This window comes from Streptomyces sp. NPDC092370 (assembly GCF_044755265.1).
Classification (GTDB): domain Bacteria; phylum Actinomycetota; class Actinomycetes; order Streptomycetales; family Streptomycetaceae; genus Streptomyces.
The window spans coordinates 469,098-487,532 of record NZ_JBIVQO010000001.1 but is presented as its reverse complement, the minus strand read 5'-3'; the positions used below and the strand labels follow the sequence as shown (position 1 = coordinate 487,532).

13 protein-coding genes and 1 pseudogene are annotated in these 18,435 nt (G+C 71.2%); all 14 read right to left on the bottom strand.

Features of this window, described 5'->3' with window-relative positions:
- Positions 1 to 104 precede the first annotated feature (104 nt).
- The 14 genes and pseudogenes from ACIQHQ_RS02130 to ACIQHQ_RS02065 all read right to left on the bottom strand — a co-directional run bounded on the left by ACIQHQ_RS02130 (position 105) and on the right by ACIQHQ_RS02065 (position 18,391).
- A complete protein-coding gene (locus tag ACIQHQ_RS02130) occupies positions 105 to 1,601 on the bottom strand; it encodes a D-ribitol-5-phosphate cytidylyltransferase (RefSeq protein WP_402609182.1) in 1,497 nt (498 codons plus the stop codon).
- 592 nt (positions 1,602 to 2,193) lie between these two features.
- Positions 2,194 to 3,744, bottom strand: a complete 1,551-nt coding sequence (locus ACIQHQ_RS02125; protein WP_402609180.1) for an alkaline phosphatase D family protein — start codon at positions 3,742 to 3,744, stop codon at positions 2,194 to 2,196.
- A gap of 168 nt (positions 3,745 to 3,912) precedes the next feature.
- Complete coding sequence (locus tag ACIQHQ_RS02120) at positions 3,913 to 5,406, bottom strand: FG-GAP-like repeat-containing protein (protein ID WP_402609178.1); 1,494 nt, start codon at positions 5,404 to 5,406, stop codon at positions 3,913 to 3,915.
- Between the two features lie 137 nt (positions 5,407 to 5,543).
- Positions 5,544 to 6,980: a GTPase ObgE gene (gene obgE, locus ACIQHQ_RS02115; protein WP_161367408.1), complete on the bottom strand. Its 1,437-nt coding sequence runs from the start codon at positions 6,978 to 6,980 to the stop codon at positions 5,544 to 5,546.
- 139 nt (positions 6,981 to 7,119) lie between these two features.
- Positions 7,120 to 7,374, bottom strand: coding sequence for a 50S ribosomal protein L27 (gene rpmA, locus ACIQHQ_RS02110; protein ID WP_062926831.1), 255 nt, complete (start codon positions 7,372 to 7,374; stop codon positions 7,120 to 7,122).
- Positions 7,375 to 7,388: 14 nt separating this feature from the next.
- Positions 7,389 to 7,709, bottom strand: a complete 321-nt coding sequence (gene rplU / locus ACIQHQ_RS02105; protein WP_402609175.1) for a 50S ribosomal protein L21 — start codon at positions 7,707 to 7,709, stop codon at positions 7,389 to 7,391.
- A gap of 266 nt (positions 7,710 to 7,975) precedes the next feature.
- Complete coding sequence (locus ACIQHQ_RS02100) at positions 7,976 to 12,166, bottom strand: Rne/Rng family ribonuclease (protein ID WP_402609173.1); 4,191 nt, start codon at positions 12,164 to 12,166, stop codon at positions 7,976 to 7,978.
- A 260-nt stretch (positions 12,167 to 12,426) separates the two neighbouring features.
- Entirely contained in the window at positions 12,427 to 13,209 is a 783-nt protein-coding gene (locus ACIQHQ_RS02095) for a TIGR03936 family radical SAM-associated protein (protein WP_402609171.1), read from the bottom strand.
- A 48-nt stretch (positions 13,210 to 13,257) separates the two neighbouring features.
- Entirely contained in the window at positions 13,258 to 14,430 is a 1,173-nt protein-coding gene (locus ACIQHQ_RS02090) for a hypothetical protein (protein ID WP_402609169.1), read from the bottom strand.
- Positions 14,431 to 14,528: 98 nt separating this feature from the next.
- Complete coding sequence (locus ACIQHQ_RS02085) at positions 14,529 to 14,663, bottom strand: GNAT family N-acetyltransferase (RefSeq protein WP_402609167.1); 135 nt, start codon at positions 14,661 to 14,663, stop codon at positions 14,529 to 14,531.
- Positions 14,624 to 14,995 (bottom strand): hypothetical protein, encoded by a 372-nt coding sequence (locus ACIQHQ_RS02080; RefSeq protein ID WP_402609165.1) that lies wholly within the window; start codon positions 14,993 to 14,995, stop codon positions 14,624 to 14,626. The genes ACIQHQ_RS02085 and ACIQHQ_RS02080 overlap by 40 nt, the downstream gene beginning before the upstream one ends.
- Positions 14,995 to 15,225 carry a helix-turn-helix domain-containing protein gene (locus tag ACIQHQ_RS02075; protein WP_402609163.1) on the bottom strand — a complete coding sequence of 77 codons (231 nt, stop codon included), beginning with the start codon at positions 15,223 to 15,225 and terminating at the stop codon, positions 14,995 to 14,997. Before ACIQHQ_RS02075 ends, ACIQHQ_RS02080 begins: the two co-directional genes overlap by 1 nt.
- Positions 15,225 to 15,720: pseudogene (locus tag ACIQHQ_RS02070) on the bottom strand (DUF2975 domain-containing protein). Before ACIQHQ_RS02070 ends, ACIQHQ_RS02075 begins: the two are co-directional and overlap by 1 nt.
- Positions 15,721 to 16,426: 706 nt before the next feature.
- The gene (locus ACIQHQ_RS02065; RefSeq protein ID WP_402609161.1) at positions 16,427 to 18,391 is read right to left on the bottom strand and encodes a TIGR03960 family B12-binding radical SAM protein; all 1,965 of its coding nucleotides are present in this window, start codon (positions 18,389 to 18,391) and stop codon (positions 16,427 to 16,429) included.
- Between the last annotated feature and the right edge of the window lie 44 nt (positions 18,392 to 18,435).

Genomic DNA, 18,435 nt, shown 5'->3' with positions numbered 1-18,435 from the left:
CGGGACTGTATGGATTCAGGCCCCTGCGAACACCCCTGCCGACAAATGCCGTTAACAGGAGGGCGCAGAGGCCTGAATTACCGAAGTCTGATTGGCGCCAATTATTACACGCCGTCCTGCCGGTCCAGCACCGTGGCCAGGGCCTGCTCGAAGCCGGAGGCACGGGCCGCGCCGGCCGTGGGGTCCTGCTGGCGGACGTCGATGACGTGGCCGGTCAGCTCGGAGAGCAGCACGTCGAGCGAGGTGCGGGCCACGGCCTCGGAGGACAGCAGGGAGCCGGCCGGCTCCTGGCCGAACGCCTTGGTGCGCATCGGGGTTGCGGTGCGCTCGGGGTTGATGCAGTTGACGCGGACGCCGTCACCGGCCCACTCGTCGGACAGGGCCTGGGTGAGGTTCACCATGGCGGCCTTGGTGGAGGAGTACAGGCTGTACTCGGCACGGCCGCGGGTGTAGCTGCTGGAGGTGTAGAGCAGCAACTGGCCCTTGGTCTCGGACAGGTACTTGTACGAGGACCGGGCGATCTGCACCGGGGCCAGGTAGTTGACCTTCAGCGCCTCCTCGATGGTGGCGTTGTCGGTCTCCGCGAGCTTGCCTATGCGCAGCACGCCGGCGGTGTTGACCACGTAGTCGATGCGGCCGGTCTCGGCGTACGCCTTGGACAGGGCGTCGTCGACCTCTTCCGGGTTCTCCACGTGGGTGCCGGTGGTGGAGCGGCCCAGCGCGTAGACCTTGGCGCCGTAGGACTCGGCGAGTTCGGCGATGTCCTTGCCGATGCCGTAGCTGCCGCCGAAGACGACCATGGTCTTGCCGGTCAGCAGCTCGCGGTAGGCCTCCTCGGAGACCTGCTCGGGCGCGGCCGTGGAGGCGAGCTGGAAGAGCTTGTCGGCGATGAAGACGTCGACGGGCTGGGTGACCTTCATGTTGTACTCGTCACCCGCGACGACGTGGATCGGCACGTCCGGCAGGTACTTGAGCACGACCGAGCAGTCGTCGGTGGCCTGGAAGTTGGGGTCGCCGGCGGCGACCTCGTAGGCCCGCCGGATCGTGGACAGCTTGAAGGCCTGCGGCGTCTGGCCGCGGCGCAGCCGGGAGCGGTCCGGGATCTCGGTGATGAACTCGCCGTCCTCGCCGTGCGTGCGCGTGACGATGATGGTGTCCGCGGACGGGATGGCCACGTCGACGGCCTGGTAGCGCTCCAGCGCGACGACGCAGTCGTCGATGACGCGCTGCGAGAGCAGGGGCCGCACGGCGTCGTGGAAGAGGACGTTGGCGTCCTCGCCCTCCGCCAGGCCCTCGCCCAGCGCGGCGATGGCGCGCTCGGTGGTCTCGTTCCTCGTGGAGCCGCCCTCGATGACCTTCGAGACCTTCCGGAATCCGGCCTTCGCGACGATCTTCTCGATGTCGGGCACGTAACCCGGCGCCATCAGCACGATGATGTCGTCGATCGAATCGGTGTTCTCGAAGGTGGCCAGCGTGTGCTCGATGACTGCCTTGCCGGCGATCTTCAGCAGCTGCTTGGGGATCGACAGACCCACCCGCTGACCGGTACCACCGGCCAGGATCACTGCGGTGGTACGGGGCTTGGCTATGTGCTGGGACACAGGTGACCTACCTTGGGGCGACAGGGAACCTCGAAATGGTCCCACTTGTGGTTACCGCAATGCAAGGTGAGCGACCTCCGCCGCATATGTGCGCGCAACCTGTCATTCACCTCCCACTCCTGGTGATTGGTGAGACGTGCTGTGCGTGCCCCGGGAAATGCGCTGTGAGTAACTGCACAGAAGCTCAGCGGCAGCCGAGGCGCTCGGGACGGCGGTGACCGAGGACCCTCACCGGTTCCTTGGACGATGTCCCGTGCACGGTACGCGCTTTGAGGATGCCCCGCGCACCACGCCCGCCGCTCGCGGCGCCGGGCACGAGGGCCGCGATGTGCGGACCTTCACACCCGGGGACGCCGGACAGCACGTGTTCTTCATCGGTCCGGCCGTGAATACGGCTCGCCCGGCCGCTCATTCCGCCGAATTCGCGGTCAAGATTTCGCAGCATTTCGGTCTCGGCCAGAGCAGTACGCCGCGCGACCGGGTCGGACTTCTCACACGGCTCGACTGTCCCTTCGGGGACGGTGAGGAACCCGGGACGGCGAAGAGCCCGGGACTACGGGGAGTCCCGGGCTCACGCGTCTCACGCTCGAGGTCAGACCACCTCGACGCCCGGGCGGCCGGCTTCGACCCTCAGCCGGGCCAGCGTGCTCGCGGTCGCGGTGGGCCGCCGGACGGTGTCGACCACCCTGACCTGCGCGTCGATGCGGTCGCGGCGCACGTCGAAGAGGTGGTAGCCGCGGTGTGCGTCGAGCAGCTTCCAGTGCGGGTTGTCCGGGCGCCGCGGGTCCCACTCCCGGCGGAAGGCCTCCTGGTCCTGGTCACCGTTGCTGGAGATGGAGGTGCCGACGAACTCGGCGCCGACGACCCGGGAGCCCGGGTCGGCGTAGTCCTCCTTGAGGTCGCTGATCATCGTCAGGTGCCGGTCGCCGGAGAGCACCACCGGGTTGCGGACGTGCCGGAACTCCTGGAGGAACCGGTTGCGTTCGGCCTGATAGCCGTCCCAGGCGTCGTAGAACCAGAGCTTGCCCTCGCCGACTTGGAGGTCCGTCTCGGCCATCATGATCTGGGAGGCGATGAGGTTCCAGCGGGCCGGCGAGTTCTGGAGCCCGTTCAGCAGCCACTGCTTCTGCCGTGCGCCGAGCATCGTCAGCGACGGGTCCTGGGCGCCGGTCTGGCTGGTGGCCTGGTCGCTGCGGTACTGGCGGGTGTCCAGCACGTTGAGCCGGGCCAGGCGGCCGAACTCCAGGCGGCGGTACATCCTGATGCGCGGGCCGTTCGGGACGGCGGTGGCACGGACCGGCATGTGCTCGTAGAACGCCTGGTAGGCCGCGGTCAGCCGGGCCACGAACGCGTCGTGCGGCTGCTTGTCCGGGTCCTGGGGGATCTCGCCGGCGAAGTCGTTGTCCACCTCGTGGTCGTCGAAGGTGACCACGAAGGGCGCGTTCGCGTGCATCGCCGCGAGGTCCGGGTCGGTGCGGTACTGGGCGTACCGGTTGCGGTACTGGACGAGGCTGAACGGCTCGCCGGTGCCCTCGTGCCGCCGCAGGGCCGTCGCCGAGGGCGTGGACTCGTAGATGTAGTCGCCGACGAACACCACGACGTCCGGGTCCTGGTCGAGCATGTCCGCGTATGGCGTGAAGTAGCCGTGCTGCCAGTTCTGGCAGGAGGCGAGGGCCATGCGCAGGGAACCGCCGGAGCTGTGGGGGTGGGGTGCGGTGCGGGTGCGGCCCACGGGGGAGAGCTGCCCGCCGGCGCGGAAGCGGTACCAGTACGTACGGTCCGCGCGCAGTCTGCGTACGTCCACGTGAACGCTGTGCCCGTACTCGGGCCGGGCCTGGGCGGTCCCCCCGCGGACGACCTTCTTGAACCGGGGATCCTCCGCGAGCTGCCACTCCACCGGCACCACCTGGTCGGGCATGCCGCCGCCGGCGAGGGGCTCGGGGGCGAGCCGGGTCCACAGCACGATGCCGTCCGGGAGCGGGTCACCCGAGGCGATGCCGAGGCTGAACACTCCGTCGGGCAGCGGCGTCTCGGCCGCGCGGGCGGCGGCCGGCAGCCACAGCTGGGCGGAGGCCGCCGCCCCGAGCACCGCGGCGCCGGCGGTCAGAAAGCGGCGTCTGTCGGGGGACACTGCTCCGGTCATCGGCTGACTCCCTTACCTCGCTGGCCACTTGGACACGGGGAAGCTTCACGCTCGCGGGCGGTCCGCCCGCTGAACACCGGTGTTCACGTACATGACAACTAAGCAGACAAAGAGAGACTCGCCGCCAGCACCGGAACAAGCCGTTGCCGGGACGAGTCTGACAGGTGCTCAGTGAGCGAAGCCGGTGCCGAGCCGTGCGTCTGTGGCGGTCGTGCCGAGGAGCGTGTTGCCGAAGGCCGTGGTGGCGTTGGGGCTCACGACCGTCGTGGGGCCGGACCTGAAGTACCACACGGATCCGGCGTTGCCGTTCTCCCCCGGCGCACCGGCGGCCAGGTCGGCCAGGCCGTCTCCGTTCGCGTCCGCGAGGTGCACGGCCTTGCCGAACGCGTCGCCCGCTTCGGCGGCACCCGGCACGTTGGGGGTGTTCTGCGTGACCACCTGGGCGCCGGCGCCGGTGAGTCCGTCCGCGCCGCCGCGCAGGACGACGACCGCGCCCGCGCCGGACACCGTGCCCAGGTCCTCGCCGGGCACGCCGGTCACCACGTCCGGGTGGCCGTCACCGGTGACGTCGGCGACCCGGACGTCCGTCCCGAAGCCGTCGCCCTTCTCGGCGGATCCGGGCACACCGGCGCTGTCCTGGTTGAGGTACCTGGCCCTGGTGCCGTCGGCTCCCTCGGCGCCGCCCGGTATCCAGGTGACCCGGCCGCCCTTGGCGGCGGGGGTGTCGAGGTCGCTGTCGTACCCGTCGACGGCCCGGCCGACCACGATGTCCTCGAAGCCGTCCTGGTCGACGTCCCCGATCTCGAGGTTCTCTCCGCCCTGGAGCCGGTAGCCGTCACCGCCCTGAACGGTGGTGTACGGGGAGAGCCCCTGCTTGCCACCCAGCCAGGTCACGACCCGTCGGGCGTCGTATTCGTCGCCGTCGTTCTGGGTGGCGGCGACATCGGTGATCCCGTCGCCGTCGAGGTCGCCGGTGGCGAGATCGAGGACACGGCTGTCGAACTCGTCGTGGACGATCTGCTCGCCGTGACCCGTGGAACCGTCCCGGGAGAACGGTCCGTTCAGTACCCGCAGGTTGAACTGGTTCTCCACGGTCACCAGGTCTTCGGCGCCGTCACCGCCGACATCCCCGACGGCCAGCCGTCCCTGCCCGCCGAGCCCGTCGTACGCCTTCCCGGTGGCCAGGGTGGCACCACCGGTCAGCCCCTTCGGACCGCCCCACAGCACCTCGACCAGACCCGACTCGGCGCCGCCGTCGGCGGTGTCCTCACCGCCCACGCCGACGACCAGGTCCGCGAACCCGTCGCGGTCGAGGTCGGCGGTGGTGAGCGCGCCGCCGAACGCGTCGTCCGCCTCGGGGCTGCCCGGCACGCCGGCCGTGCTCTGGGTGAGGACCTGCCTCGTCGTGACGTTCAGCCCGTTCTCGGAGCCGTAGACGACAGCGACGTAGCCGGCGCCCTTCTTGCCGCCGACCGTCGCGCTCGGGGCGGCCACCGCGAGGTCGGGGTAGCCGTCTGCGTTGAAGTCGTCATGGAGCTTCGCCGCGGTGGCCGCGGCGGCGGGGGCGGCGTGCGCGGCCATCGGAGTGATGACGGCAGCGACGACGGCGGCAGCCGCCAAGGCCGTTCGGCCGGGACTGCGCTTGCTCAGGGGCTGGGACACGTGGACTCCGGTGATCCGCTGGGGGGTTGGGGGGCGGACGGAACAAGATCCGTCCGCCCGCCCCGTACGACTCACCGAAGGACGACTTGGTTGCGCCGAAGTCCGTTGCGCAGGTGCTGTCCGTTGACTCGAACCGCTCAGAACGGCTCGAAGTCGTCGAACTCCTGCTGGGCCTCGTCCCGCTCGGCCTGCCGGTCCTTGCGGCGCTGCGCGGCCGGCCGCTCCCCTTCGAGGCGGTGGTCCTCACCGCGGCGGCCGAGCATCTCGGCCCCGGCCGTCACGGACGGCTCCCAGTCGAAGACGACCGCGTTGTCCTCGGGGCCGATGGCCACGCCGTCACCGCCTCGGGCGCCGGCCTTCATCAGCTCCGCTTCGACACCGAGCCGGTTGAGCCGGTCCGCCAGGTATCCGACGGCCTCGTCGTTGTTGAAGTCGGTCTGGCGCACCCAGCGTTCGGGCTTCTCACCGCGCACCCGGAACAGGCCGTCGGCTTCCTGCGTCACGGTGAAGCCGGTGTCGTCCACGGCCTTGGGCCGGATCACGATCCGGGTGGCCTCTTCCTTCGGCTTCGCGGCCCGCGACTGCGCCACGACCTCCGCGAGCGCGTACGACAGTTCCTTCAGGCCCATGTGCGCCACGGCCGACACCTCGAACACGCGGTAGCCGCGCGCCTCCAGGTCGGGCCGCACCATCTCGGCCAGATCCTTGCCGTCCGGTACGTCGATCTTGTTCAGGACGACGATCCGCGGCCGGTTGTCCAGCCCGCCGTACTGCCGCAGCTCCTCCTCGATGATGTCGAGGTCGGAGACGGGGTCGCGCTCCGACTCCAGCGTCGCGGTGTCCAGCACGTGCACGAGCACACTGCACCGCTCCACGTGCCGCAGGAACTCAAGACCCAGGCCCTTGCCCTGGCTGGCCCCGGGGATGAGGCCGGGCACGTCGGCGATGGTGTACACCGTGGAACCGGCCGTGACGACACCGAGGTTCGGCACGAGGGTGGTGAAGGGGTAGTCGGCGATCTTCGGCTTGGCGGCGCTCAGCACCGAGATCAGCGACGACTTGCCGGCACTCGGATATCCGACGAGCGCCACGTCGGCGACTGTCTTCAGCTCCAGGACGACGTCTCGCAGGTCTCCCGGCTCACCGAGCAGCGCGAACCCGGGCGCCTTGCGCCGCGCGGAGGCCAGTGCCGCGTTGCCGAGACCACCCCGGCCGCCCTGCGCGGCGACGTAGGACGTGCCGTGCCCGACGAGGTCCGCGAGGACGTTGCCCGCCTTGTCCAGCACGACGGTGCCGTCCGGCACCGGCAGGACGAGGTCCTGCCCGTCCTTGCCGGAGCGGTTGCCGCCCTCGCCGGGCTTGCCGTTGGTGGCCTTGCGGTGCGGGGAGTGGTGGTAGTCGAGCAGCGTGGTGACCGACTGGTCGACGGTGAGGATCACGTCCCCGCCGCGTCCGCCGTTGCCGCCGTCCGGCCCGCCCAGGGGCTTGAACTTCTCACGGTGGACGGAGGCACAGCCGTGGCCTCCGCTACCCGCGGCGACATGCAGCTCGACGCGGTCCACGAAGGTGGTCATGGTGTGTGCCTCCAGGTGCGTACGCATGTGTACGAGGTCATAGGTGTACGAGTCGTACGAGGTTCTTGTCTGCCTAACACGCGAAAGGCGGACCCGCTTCCCGTGAGGGAAGTGAGGTCCGCCTCGCGAAAGCTTCCGATCAGGCGACCGGAACGATGTTCACGACCTTGCGGCCACGGTGGGTGCCGAACTGCACCGCACCCGCCGAGAGCGCGAACAGCGTGTCGTCGCCGCCACGGCCGACGCCGGAGCCGGGGTGGAAGTGGGTGCCACGCTGGCGGACCAGGATCTCACCCGCGTTGACGACCTGACCGCCGAAGCGCTTCACGCCGAGCCGCTGGGCATTGGAGTCGCGACCGTTCCGGGTGGACGATGCGCCCTTCTTGTGTGCCATTTCTCCTCAGTCCCTTACTTCGCAGCCGCGGGGATCTCAGTGACCTTGATCGCCGTGTACTGCTGGCGGTGGCCCTGGCGACGGCGGTAACCGGTCTTGTTCTTGTAGCGCAGAATGTCGATCTTCTGGCCCTTGTGATGGTCCACGACCTCGGCCTGGACCTTGATGCCGGCCAGCACCCACGGGTCGCTGGTCACGGTGTCGCCGTCGACAACGAGCAGGGTCGAGAGCTCGACCGAGTCGCCAACCTTGGCAGTGGAAATCTTGTCAACCTCAACGATGTCGCCGACAGCAACCTTGTGCTGGCGACCACCGCTGCGCACGATGGCGTACACGCGGAACTCACTCTCTAGCTCGGGAAACGGCACCCCCGCAGGCCAGCCGCCCGCTCAGCGAGCGGCCTCTCCTGGGCGCCCGGCGCCCGGAGGATGAGGTTTACGGGGATGTGACGTGTCAGTCGACACGCCGACGGTCAAGGTTACGGGGCCGCGGCCGAAGGGGTCAAACCGAGCCGGGCCCACCCCCTGTGCGACCGGTCACGCCGGTCGCACCCCCGGGGCGCACGCGGGGTCCGCGCACGCCCCGGGGGCATCGAGGCCGGTCAGCCCTCGTCGGTGGAGGCCGAGACGGAGGACCCGGAGGACCCGGACTGCTCCGCCGCCACGGTCTTCTTCGACGTGGCCTTCTTGGCGGCGGTCTTGGTGGCGGTCTTGGTGGCCGCCTTCTTGGCCGTCGTCTTCTTGGCGGCGGTCTTCTTCGCCGCCGTCTTCTTGGTGGTGGCCGCCTTCTTCGCCGTGGCCTTCTTGGCCGTCTTGCGGACCGTCTTCTTGGCGGGGGCCGACTCCTCGGCGGCCTCCTCCGTGACGGCACCGTCCGGCGCGGGCGCCTGCGGGGCCTCGGACGCGACGTCCTCGGACGCGGCCTCCGACGGCGCCGACGGGACCACCACGACGGCCGTCTCCTCGGAGGCGGTGGACACGGTGGGCTTGCGCACGGCACGGCGCCGCGGGCGGGCCGGGGCGGCGCTCTCGGCGGGCGCCTCGGCCGCCGGCTCGGGCGTCTCAGCGGTCTCGGACACCGCGGGCGCGGTCTCGGCGACCGTCACCACGGCCGCCTCGGCCCCCGCCGGAGAACCGGCCGGAGCGGACACCTTGCGGGTGGCCCGCCGCCGGGTACGGCCCTTGGGCGCGGCCTCCTCGACCGGAGCGGCCTGCGCCGTCTCGACCACCGGGTCCTCGACGGCCATCGGCTCGGCCTGCGCCTCGGCGGCCGGCTCCGGCTGCACCGGACGGGCGACCTCCTGCGCGGCGGTCACGTCCTGAGCCGTCGGCACCTCGGCCTCGGCCTGCTCGGCCCTGCCCCTGCCACGCCGGGCCTTGTCCCTGCCCTGCTCGGCCTTCGGCTCCGTCTCCTCACCGCGCGGGGAACCCGCCGGAGCCGACGCCCGCCGGCTCGCCCGGCGTCGCGTCCGCCCGCGGCCGGCCGCGGCCTCCGCCTCGGCGGCGCTGCTGTACAGCTCCTCGTCGGGCTCGAAGACCGGTTCGGGCAGCGCGATCGGCTCGGCGGCCTCGGCTCCGATCTCGGCCTCGGTCTCGGCCTCCTCCTCGGCGGTCTCGACGGCGCTCTCGTGGACGTGCGGCTGCTCGGCGGCACCGGCACGGGCGCGCTTCTTGCGCTTGCCGCCGCCACCGGGGGCCGTCGGCTGCTCCATGTGCACGATGACACCGCGCCCGTTGCAGTGGACGCAGGTCTCGGAGAAGGACTCCAGCAGGCCCTGTCCGACCCGCTTGCGGGTCATCTGCACGAGCCCCAGTGAGGTCACCTCGGCGACCTGGTGCTTCGTACGGTCCCGGCCCAGACACTCCAGCAGGCGCCGCAGCACCAGGTCCCGGTTGGACTCCAGCACCATGTCGATGAAGTCGATGACGATGATGCCGCCGAGGTCGCGCAGCCGCAGCTGACGCACGATCTCCTCGGCCGCCTCCAGGTTGTTCCTGGTGACGGTCTCCTCGAGGTTGCCGCCCTGACCGGTGAACTTTCCGGTGTTGACGTCGACGACGACCATCGCCTCGGTCCGGTCGATCACCAGGGAACCGCCGCTGGGCAGCCAGACCTTGCGGTCGAGGGCCTTGGCGAGCTGCTCGTCGATCCGGTACGTGGCGAAGACGTCGACCTCGGAGGTCCACTTCGACAGCCGCTCGGCGAGGTCCGGCGCGACGTGCGAGACATAGCCGTGGATGGTCGACCACGCCTCGTCACCGCTGACGACGACCTTGGAGAAGTCCTCGTTGAAGATGTCGCGCACGACCCGGACGGTCATGTCCGGCTCGCCGTACAGCAGCGTCGGAGCGTTGCCGTTCTTGGCCTTCTTCTGGATGTCCTCCCACTGCTGCTGCAGCCGCTCGACGTCCCGGCGCAGCTCGTCCTCGCTCGCGCCCTCGGCGGCGGTGCGCACGATGACGCCCGCGTCCTCGGGGACGATCTTCTTGAGGATGGTCTTCAGCCGGGCCCGCTCGGTGTCGGGCAGCTTGCGGCTGATGCCGGTCATGGAGCCCTCGGGCACGTACACGAGGTAGCGGCCCGGGAGGGAGACCTGGCTGGTCAGGCGGGCGCCCTTGTGGCCGATCGGGTCCTTCGTCACCTGGACGAGCACCGGCTGGCCGGACTTGAGGGCGGACTCGATGCGCCGCGGCCCGTGGGCCATGCCCAGCGCCTCGAAGTTGACCTCACCGGCGTACAGCACGGCGTTGCGGCCCTTGCCGATGTCGATGAAGGCGGCCTCCATCGACGGCAGCACGTTCTGCACCTTGCCGAGGTAGACGTTGCCGACGTACGAGGTCGACTGCTCCTTGTTGACGTAGTGCTCGACGAGCACGTCGTCCTCGAGGACGCCGATCTGCGTGCGGTCGCCGTGCTGGCGCACGACCATCACACGCTCGACGGCCTCGCGGCGGGCCAGGAACTCGGCCTCGGTGATGATCGGCACCCGCCGGCGGCCCTGCTCGCGGCCTTCGCGGCGGCGCTGCTTCTTGGCCTCCAGACGGGTCGAGCCCTTGATGGACTGCACCTCGTCTGACGGCTCGGCCTTGGGGCGGGGGTCGCGGACCTTGACGACCGTGCGCTCCGGGTCGTCGTCGGACGGCTCGGGCTCGGTGCCGGAGTCCCCGGCACGGCGACGGCGGCGACGGCGACGGCGGCTGCTGCTGGAGCCGCCCGCGCCGGACTCGTCACGGTCGGTGGCGTCCTCGGAGTCCTCGTCGTCCTCCTCGGCGCCGTCCTCGGTGTCCTGGTCCTGCGCGGCGCTCTGCTCGGACTCGGCGTCCTCGCCGTCGGACTCGGCCGACTCGCCACGCCGGCGGCGGCGACCGCCGCGGCGACGGCGGCGGCGCGAACCGGTGCCCTCGGACTCGTCCTCCTGGTCGTCGCCGTCGGCCTGGTCCTCGACGGACTCGTCGGCGTCCTCCGGCTCGTCGGCGGCGGTGTCGACGGCGGTGGTCTCGGCGGCCGGTGCCTCGGACTCGTCACCGGCACCCCGGCGCCGACGCCGGCGACGCGAACCACCGGTCGGCTCCTCACGCTGGGCCTCGACCGGCGCGGACTCCTCGATCTCCTCGGGCTCCGCCGTCCCCGCCGCCTCGGCGGCGGCCGCGGCGGCGGCCCGCTCCGGGGTCTGGAACTGGGGCTCGGTGAAGACGGGCGCCTGGAACAGCGCGACGGCGGGCCGCCTCGGACGCGACGGCGGCTCGCTGTCGCTGTCGGCCGCACTCGTGGTCGCCCGGTCGGCGGCCTTCGAGACCTTCGCGCCCTTGGCGGGCTGGGCGGGCTCGGCGAAGCCACTGGCGGCCCGGCGCACGACTCGGCGACGGCGACGCGGACCGGCCTCCTCGGCCGACTCGGCGGCCTCGGTGGCGGGGGCGGTCTCGGTGGCGGGGACGGTCTCGGTGGCGGGTGCGGTCTCGGTGGCGGGTGCGGTCTCGGTGGGTGGCTCCGAGGCGATGGTCTCGGACGCCGTGGCCTCGGACGCGGTGGCGGGCTCGGCGACCGGATTCTCACTCACGGGTGCCTTCGCCTCCTCGGCGTCGCCCTCCACCGTGTCCGCGGCGGAAGGCGCCCCGGCGGGCGCGGACGCCCGTCGTGAGGCACGCCGGCGAGTGCGACGCGGAGCAGCCTCTTCAACGGCCTCGGCGCTCTCGGCTGCCGCGGCCTCCGCACCCTCGGCGGCGCTGTCGGTCACGACCGCCGGTTCCGGGGCTCGGGCCTCGGCCGTCTCGGCCGCGGTGGCGGCAGGCGAGGTGACGGTGCGCGTGGCACGACGCCGGGTGCGCTTGGGGGCGGCGGTCTCGGTCGCCTCGGCGGGCGCGGCGGCCTGGGCCGGCTCGGTCGCCCCGGAGTCGGTGGGAGTGCCGGCGGTCACCGGGACCACGGTTTCGGCGGCATCCGCGGCCGCCGGAGCGCCGACCGGCGCGGAAGCGCGGCGCACGGCACGACGCCGCTTGCGCCCGGCGGGCGCGGCGTCCTCGTCGCTCCCCACGGCCTCGGGCGCCTGCACGGCGGCCTCGGGTGTCGCGGCGACGGCTTCCTCGACCTCGTCGGCCTCCACGGCCTCAGCCGCGAGTTCCTCGGCATCAGCGGCCGGTATGGCCGGCGCGACGGTCTCCGCCGGCGCCTCGGAGGACCCGCCGGCGGGCGGACCCGCCGGGCGGGACGCGGCACGGCGCCGCCGACGCGGCGGCAGCGTGTCGCTCGGAGTGTTCTGTTCGGAACCCTCTGCGGGTTCGGTCGGTTCGAGCATGCGGGCTTATCTCCCGTCAGGCTCCCGGGCGCCGCGCCTGGCCCGGCGATGCCGGTGACGTCCGCGGCGCGCGCAGTGCGCGTTCGCCGCCGTCCGGGGCGCGGGCGCCGCACGGGAGCTCTCTGTGTCCTGTCTCGCCGGTTCCGTACGCCGAATGCGCACGGCCTGGCGAAAGTCTTCTGGTCGGTGCGCTGCCCGACCCAGGTGGCTCCCGAGTCCGAGGGCGGCGCTACGACGTCCGTCCCTTCGCGGGACCTTCCTTACGCCGACGCCGTCGCGGCGGCAGTCGGTTCGGCCGTTGTGAGGGCCTCGACTGCCTCGCGGTCGGGCGCGAGCGGGTCGGTCACCGTGCCGGTCTCTTCATCGAACAGCCCCTGCGCCAGCCTGGTCACCGCTGCGGGGACCGGCGGCGCCAGGTCGGCCACGGCGCGAAGACCGGACAGGACGTCGTCGGGTCGTACGGCAGGCGTCACGTGCCGAACCACCAGCCGCAGTATCGCACAGGGCTGGTCGGTCGGCCTATCAGCCTGCGAACTGTGCGTTTCCTCGAGGCCGCGAACCTCCAGGCTCGCGACGGCGGAGCGGGCGTCGAACGTGCGCACACCGTTCTTGGCGAGGCGCTGGACCTCGACGGTCTCGGCCGCGTTGAAGGCGTCCGCCGCTCGGCGGGCCTGCTCCTGCGGCACTCCGTCCAGCCGGAGCTCCCAGACGGAAGCCGTCAGCCGGTCGGCGAGTCCCGAGGTGCGGGCCTCGACCGCCTCGATGATGTCGAGCCCGGTGGGCAGCGACTCGTCGAGAAGGGCTCTGAGCTGCTCCGGGTCGCGCGGCGCGGTGAGCGCGATCTCCAGGTATTCCGCCTCACTGCCCGTACCGGTGGGTGCGGCATTGGCGTACGACACCTTCGGGTGCGGTGTGAAGCCCGCCGAGTAGGCCATCGGCACCTCGGCACGGCGCAACGCACGCTCGAAGGCGCGCTGGAAGTCACGGTGGCTGGTGAACCGGAGGCGGCCGCGCTTGGTGTAACGCAGTCGGATGCGCTGCACCGCGGGTGCGGGCGGCGGGCCTTCGGGCTGTCGCTTGCCCAGTGTCGTTCAGTCCTTCGTGAGAGCGGTCGTCCTGCTACCAAGAGTACGTGCCTCGCGTCCGGAAGGTTCCCTCCGGTCGACCGGCCGCGGCTGCCTCGGTTCGCCGAAGAGCATCCGCCGGACGTCGGCGCGGGTCTGCCGTACGGACGCCCGCGCGGCGGCCAGCGCCTGCCGGGTGACCCGCCCCGCACTGCGGGCAGCCTCCGCCGCCGGCCGCAGGACGGTGTCCCGCACGACGCGCCCGACGGGCGCCAGCACGCTGCGGTACGTCCAGCGGACCGGTTCGACGAAGATCCACCGGAAGAGCGTGCCGAGGAACCGCCCGACCGCGAGCGAGATGTGCCCGGCGACGCGCCAGGCGTGGCCGAGGGCGTCCCCCACCTCCCGCCCGATGACGGCCAGCACCCGTCCGACGGGGGTGAGGATCCAGCGCCGGAGGGCGAGCGCGGGCAGGACGAGCAGGACGCGGGCGATCCAGAAGAGGGCCGTGCCGATCCCGGTGACGATCATGCCCACCAGCCGTACGAGGCCCTTGCCGCACCAGACGATGGCACGGCCGAGAGGTGCGAGCACCCAGCTGTACAGCCAGACGGCGGGTACGACGACGAGGTAGGTCACCAACCAGGCCACGACCGTCCAGACGCCGATCCCGAGCGCTGCCAGCCCGGCGCCGAGCCCCCTCAGGACCCACCTCACCGCGTGCCCGAGGGGAGTGAGCAGGTGCGCGTACACCCAGCCGAGCGCGGCCCCGACGCCCCGGGCGGCCCACGCGATCGTGTGCCCCACAGGGGTCAGCACATGCCGGTACAGCCACACGAGAGGCACGACGAGGACGGTCCCGAGCCATCCGAGGGCCTTGCCCACGGGGACGACGACGTAGCGCCAGAGTCCGACGAAGGGCCAGACGAACACCGCCCGCGTGAGCCACAGCAGCGCCCGGCCGAGCGGCCGGAGCAGCGCGCCGTTCATGAACCGCCCGGTCACGACGAGCGCGTCCCACAGCATCCGTACCGGGACGACCAGCACGAGCACGATGATCCGTACGGGAATCCGGATCGCGACGGCGAGGCATCCCCCGGACACTTCCGGCTCCCGCGGGACAGGCGGCCCGGCGTCGCGCCGCTTGTGCAGGTCGACCCGCGTGCCGGAACGGTCGCGGGGATGCTTCTCCAGATCCATACCGTCGTAGACGCCTCAGCGCCTCGTCCGGATGCAGCACCGCACGGTCCCAGTCCCCTCTGCCGCAGTTCTTCGGCTCGGCCCCATGACCATACGGTTCACACGCGGCTGACCTGCGCCTGGAGCAGCCGCGGCGACTCCTGGAAGCCGCTGCGGGCGTACGCCGGGACAGCCCGCGGGCTGGAGTGCACGGTCACGCGCTCCAGCCCGAGCTCGCGGGCTTCGTCCAGCACGGCACGGATGAGCCGTCCGCCCAGCCCGCCGTCCGAGCCTCGGGTACGACGTCCACGCACGTGAGGTCTCCGGAGGCCCGCCGCGGCGCCCGGGGCGTGGGCACCCGCTGCACCACCGCGCGCCACGCCATGCCGATGACCCGCTCGTCCCGGACCAGGACCATGCAGCGGTGCGAGCCGGCGTTCTCCCCCGCCCAGGCGACGAAGTGCCCTGCGAAGTCGTCGCGTTCGCCGAGGTCCATCGAGCCGTTCTCGACGAGCCACTCCCACCGGAGGGTGGCCACGGTGGCCAGTTCGGCGGGCCGGCCCCGGCGGATGCCGATGTTCTCCATCAGGACAGTGTCGGGTCCGCGGCCCCGTCCGTCTCCCAGCGCAGCAGATCTCCCGGCTGGCACTCCAGCACCTCGCAGAGCGCGGCGAGGGTGGAGAAACGGACCGCCTTGGCGCGGCCGTTCTTGAGGACCGCCAGGTTCGCGGGGGTGATGCCGACGCGTTCCGCCAGCTCGCCCACGGACATCTTCCGTTTGGCCAGCATCACGTCGATGTCGACGGCGATCGGCATCAGATGACCTCTTCCAACTCGGCCTGCATCCGGGCCGCCTCGATGTCGCGTGCGACGGCCTGGGCGAGCAGCATCCGCAGCACGAGCACGACGAGCGCGACGCCCAGCACGGCCACGACGACCCCGCACAGCAGCAGGACCACCCCGGGAGCGACGGCCTCGCCCGGCGCGAGCACGACGGCGAGCGCGAAGATCAGCAGGGCGGCCGCCACGAACGCCCCGATCACGATGTGCACGTAGCGGAAGGCGGCGATGGAGAACACCGTGCCTCGCCGCACCATCGTCACCAGGCGCCACACGCACACCACGACGACTTGGGCGGTCACGACACCGAGGACCGTGATGACGGATCGGGGTCCGCAGATACGCGTACTCGGGCTTGAGCCCGTTCATGTCGACGGCTAGCAGCGGCACCATCACCCCCTGCACGAACAACGACCCGGCGATCAGCACCACGAGCACCCCACGCAACGCCGCCACGGCCAGCTTCCCCATCACCACTCCTTCGATCGAGTCACGATGGGAATCTATCGAGATTCGATAGATGACACAAGAGGTGACCCTCCGGGTGGACAAGCAAGCTGTACGGCCGACCGGGCGACGGCGCCGGGGCACCCACACCGCAACGGCCAGGCAAAGGCGCGGCGGATGCGACGCGGCCGGCATCCGCCTGCCGCACGACGAACCCGGAGACACCGGCATGGGCATCCCATGATCCGACGGCTCCCCCAGCACACGTTCTGAACCGGGGGAACCTGGCCGAGTCGGCCCCCCGGGGGACCGTCGCCAACCCGACCTGCTCAGCGGGTCCCCCGCGAGACGGGCCTCTCACCTCCCACGGCATCCGCGTGTGAGGCGTGAGGGGAGCGCAGGGCCCTGCGTTGCTCCGTCATTCGAATGAGCCCCACTCATCCCGGGCATCTCTGCGAAGTCGAGCGGTGCCGGGGAAGAGCCGGATGAGCGGGAAGGAATGAAACACCCAGGCGGTACATCGGCACGTGCGATCGATGCATTCACTCGCACGAGTGACTTGCGTTCGGCGGCTCCCCAGTACCCCTGGCACGGTCAGATCCCAGGCCGCCGGTACGACGGCAGGGGCCGTGCTGTTCCGGCGCGGGCGCGGGCCCGAGCAGCAGTGCGCGAGCGCGGCCCGCTGCGACTGCCCGCGACACCCCCTTCCGGAACGAGTGCGTCACTCACCTCAATGCTGGTGACCGCTCGGCGCCGGGGCCGCGTTCTTCACCGTCAGAGGCAGAAGCTTCCTGCCCGTCGGGCCGATCTGGATCTGTGTGTCCATCTGCGGGCACACCCCGCAGTCGAAGCACGGCGTCCAGCGGCAGTCGTCGACCTCGGTCTCGTCGAGGGCGTCCTGCCAGTCCTCCCAGAGCCAGTCCTTGTCCAGGCCGGAGTCGAGGTGGTCCCAGGGGAGGACCTCCTCGTAGGTGCGCTCGCGGGTGGTGTACCAGTCGACGTCGACACCGAACGGCGCGAGGGCCTTGTCGGCGCAGGCCATCCAGCGGTCGTACGAGAAGTGCTCGCGCCAGCCGTCGAAGCGGCCGCCGTCGTCGTACACCGCGCGGATGACCGCACCGATGCGACGGTCGCCGCGGGAGAGGAGGCCCTCGACGATGCCCGGCTTGCCGTCGTGGTAGCGGAAGCCGATGGAGCGGCCGTACTTCTTGTCGCCGCGGATCTTGTCCCGCAGCTTCTGCAGACGGGCGTCCGTCTCCTCCGCGGAGAGCTGCGGGGCCCACTGGAAGGGGGTGTGGGGCTTGGGGACGAAGCCGCCGATCGAGACCGTGCAGCGGATGTCGTTCGAGCGGGAGACCTCACGGCCCTTGGCGATCACCCGGGTCGCCATGTCGGCGATCTGGAGGACGTCGTCGTCGGTCTCCGTCGGCAGACCGCACATGAAGTACAGCTTCACCTGGCGCCAGCCGTTGCCGTACGCGGTGGAGACCGTGCGGATCAGGTCCTCTTCCGAGACCATCTTGTTGATGACCTTGCGGATGCGTTCCGAGCCGCCCTCGGGGGCGAAGGTGAGGCCCGAGCGCCGGCCGTTCCTGGTCAGCTCGTTCGCCAGGTCGATGTTGAAGGCGTCCACGCGGGTGGAGGGCAGCGAGAGGCCGATCTTGTCGTCCTCGTAGCGGTCGGCGAGGCCCTTGGCGATGTCTCCGATCTCCGTGTGGTCGGCCGAGGAGAGGGACAGCAGGCCCACCTCCTCGAAGCCCGTGGCCTTCAGGCCCTGCTCGACCATGTCGCCGATGCCGGTGATGGAGCGCTCGCGCACCGGGCGCGTGATCATGCCGGCCTGGCAGAAACGGCAGCCACGGGTGCAGCCGCGGAAGATCTCCACCGACATGCGCTCGTGGACCGTCTCGGCCAGCGGAACGAGGGGCTGCTTGGGGTACGGCCACTCGTCGAGGTCCATCACGGTGTGCTTGGAGACCCGCCACGGCACGCCGCTGCGCTTGGGCACGACACGGGCGATACGGCCGTCGGGCAGGTACTCGACGTCGTAGAAGCCCGGGACGTACACCCCGCCCGTCTTCGCCAGGCGGAACAGCAGCTCCTCGCGGCCTCCGGGGCGGCCCTCGGCCTTCCAGGCGCGGACGATCGCCGTGATCTCCAGGACCGCCTGCTCACCGTCACCGATCACGGCGCAGTCGATGAAGTCGGCGATCGGCTCGGGGTTGAACGCGGCGTGGCCGCCGGCCAGGACGATCGGGTCGTCCAGGCCGCGGTCCTTGGCCTCCAGGGGGATGCCGGCCAGGTCGAGGGCGGCCAGCATGTTCGTGTAGCCCAGCTCCGTGGAGAAGGACAGGCCGAACACGTCGAAGGCCTTCACGGGCCGGTGGCTGTCCACCGTGAACTGCGGGACGCGGTGCTCCCGCATGAGCTCCTCGAGGTCGGGCCACACGCTGTACGTGCGCTCGGCGAGGACGCCCTGCTGCTCGTTGAGTACCTCGTAGAGGATCATGACGCCCTGGTTGGGCAGACCGACCTCGTAGGCGTCGGGGTACATGAGCGCCCAGCGGACGTCGCAGGAGTCCCAGTCCTTGACCGTGGAGTTGAGCTCTCCGCCGACGTACTGGATCGGCTTCTGCACATGCGGGAGCAGAGCTTCGAGCTGCGGGAAAACCGACGCAGCGACTTCGGCAGGCATGTCGCGCACCTTCGTGAGCTGGAGGACTGAACTGACAGGGGTGA

Bases quoted from the DNA above. Each gene is read 5' to 3' on its own strand.
- ACIQHQ_RS02125 (WP_402609180.1), bottom strand. From the start codon at position 3,744: ATGACCGGAGCAGTGTCCCCCGACAGACGCCGCTTTCTGACCGCCGGC.
- obgE (WP_161367408.1), bottom strand. From the start codon at position 6,980: ATGACCACCTTCGTGGACCGCGTCGAGCTGCATGTCGCCGCGGGTAGC.
- rpmA (WP_062926831.1), bottom strand. From the start codon at position 7,374: ATGGCACACAAGAAGGGCGCATCGTCCACCCGGAACGGTCGCGACTCC.
- ACIQHQ_RS02100 (WP_402609173.1), bottom strand. From the start codon at position 12,166: ATGCTCGAACCGACCGAACCCGCAGAGGGTTCCGAACAGAACACTCCG.
- ACIQHQ_RS02090 (WP_402609169.1), bottom strand. From the start codon at position 14,430: ATGGATCTGGAGAAGCATCCCCGCGACCGTTCCGGCACGCGGGTCGAC.
- ACIQHQ_RS02080 (WP_402609165.1), bottom strand. From the start codon at position 14,995: ATGGAGAACATCGGCATCCGCCGGGGCCGGCCCGCCGAACTGGCCACC.
- ACIQHQ_RS02075 (WP_402609163.1), bottom strand. From the start codon at position 15,225: ATGCCGATCGCCGTCGACATCGACGTGATGCTGGCCAAACGGAAGATG.
- ACIQHQ_RS02065 (WP_402609161.1), bottom strand. From the start codon at position 18,391: ATGCCTGCCGAAGTCGCTGCGTCGGTTTTCCCGCAGCTCGAAGCTCTG.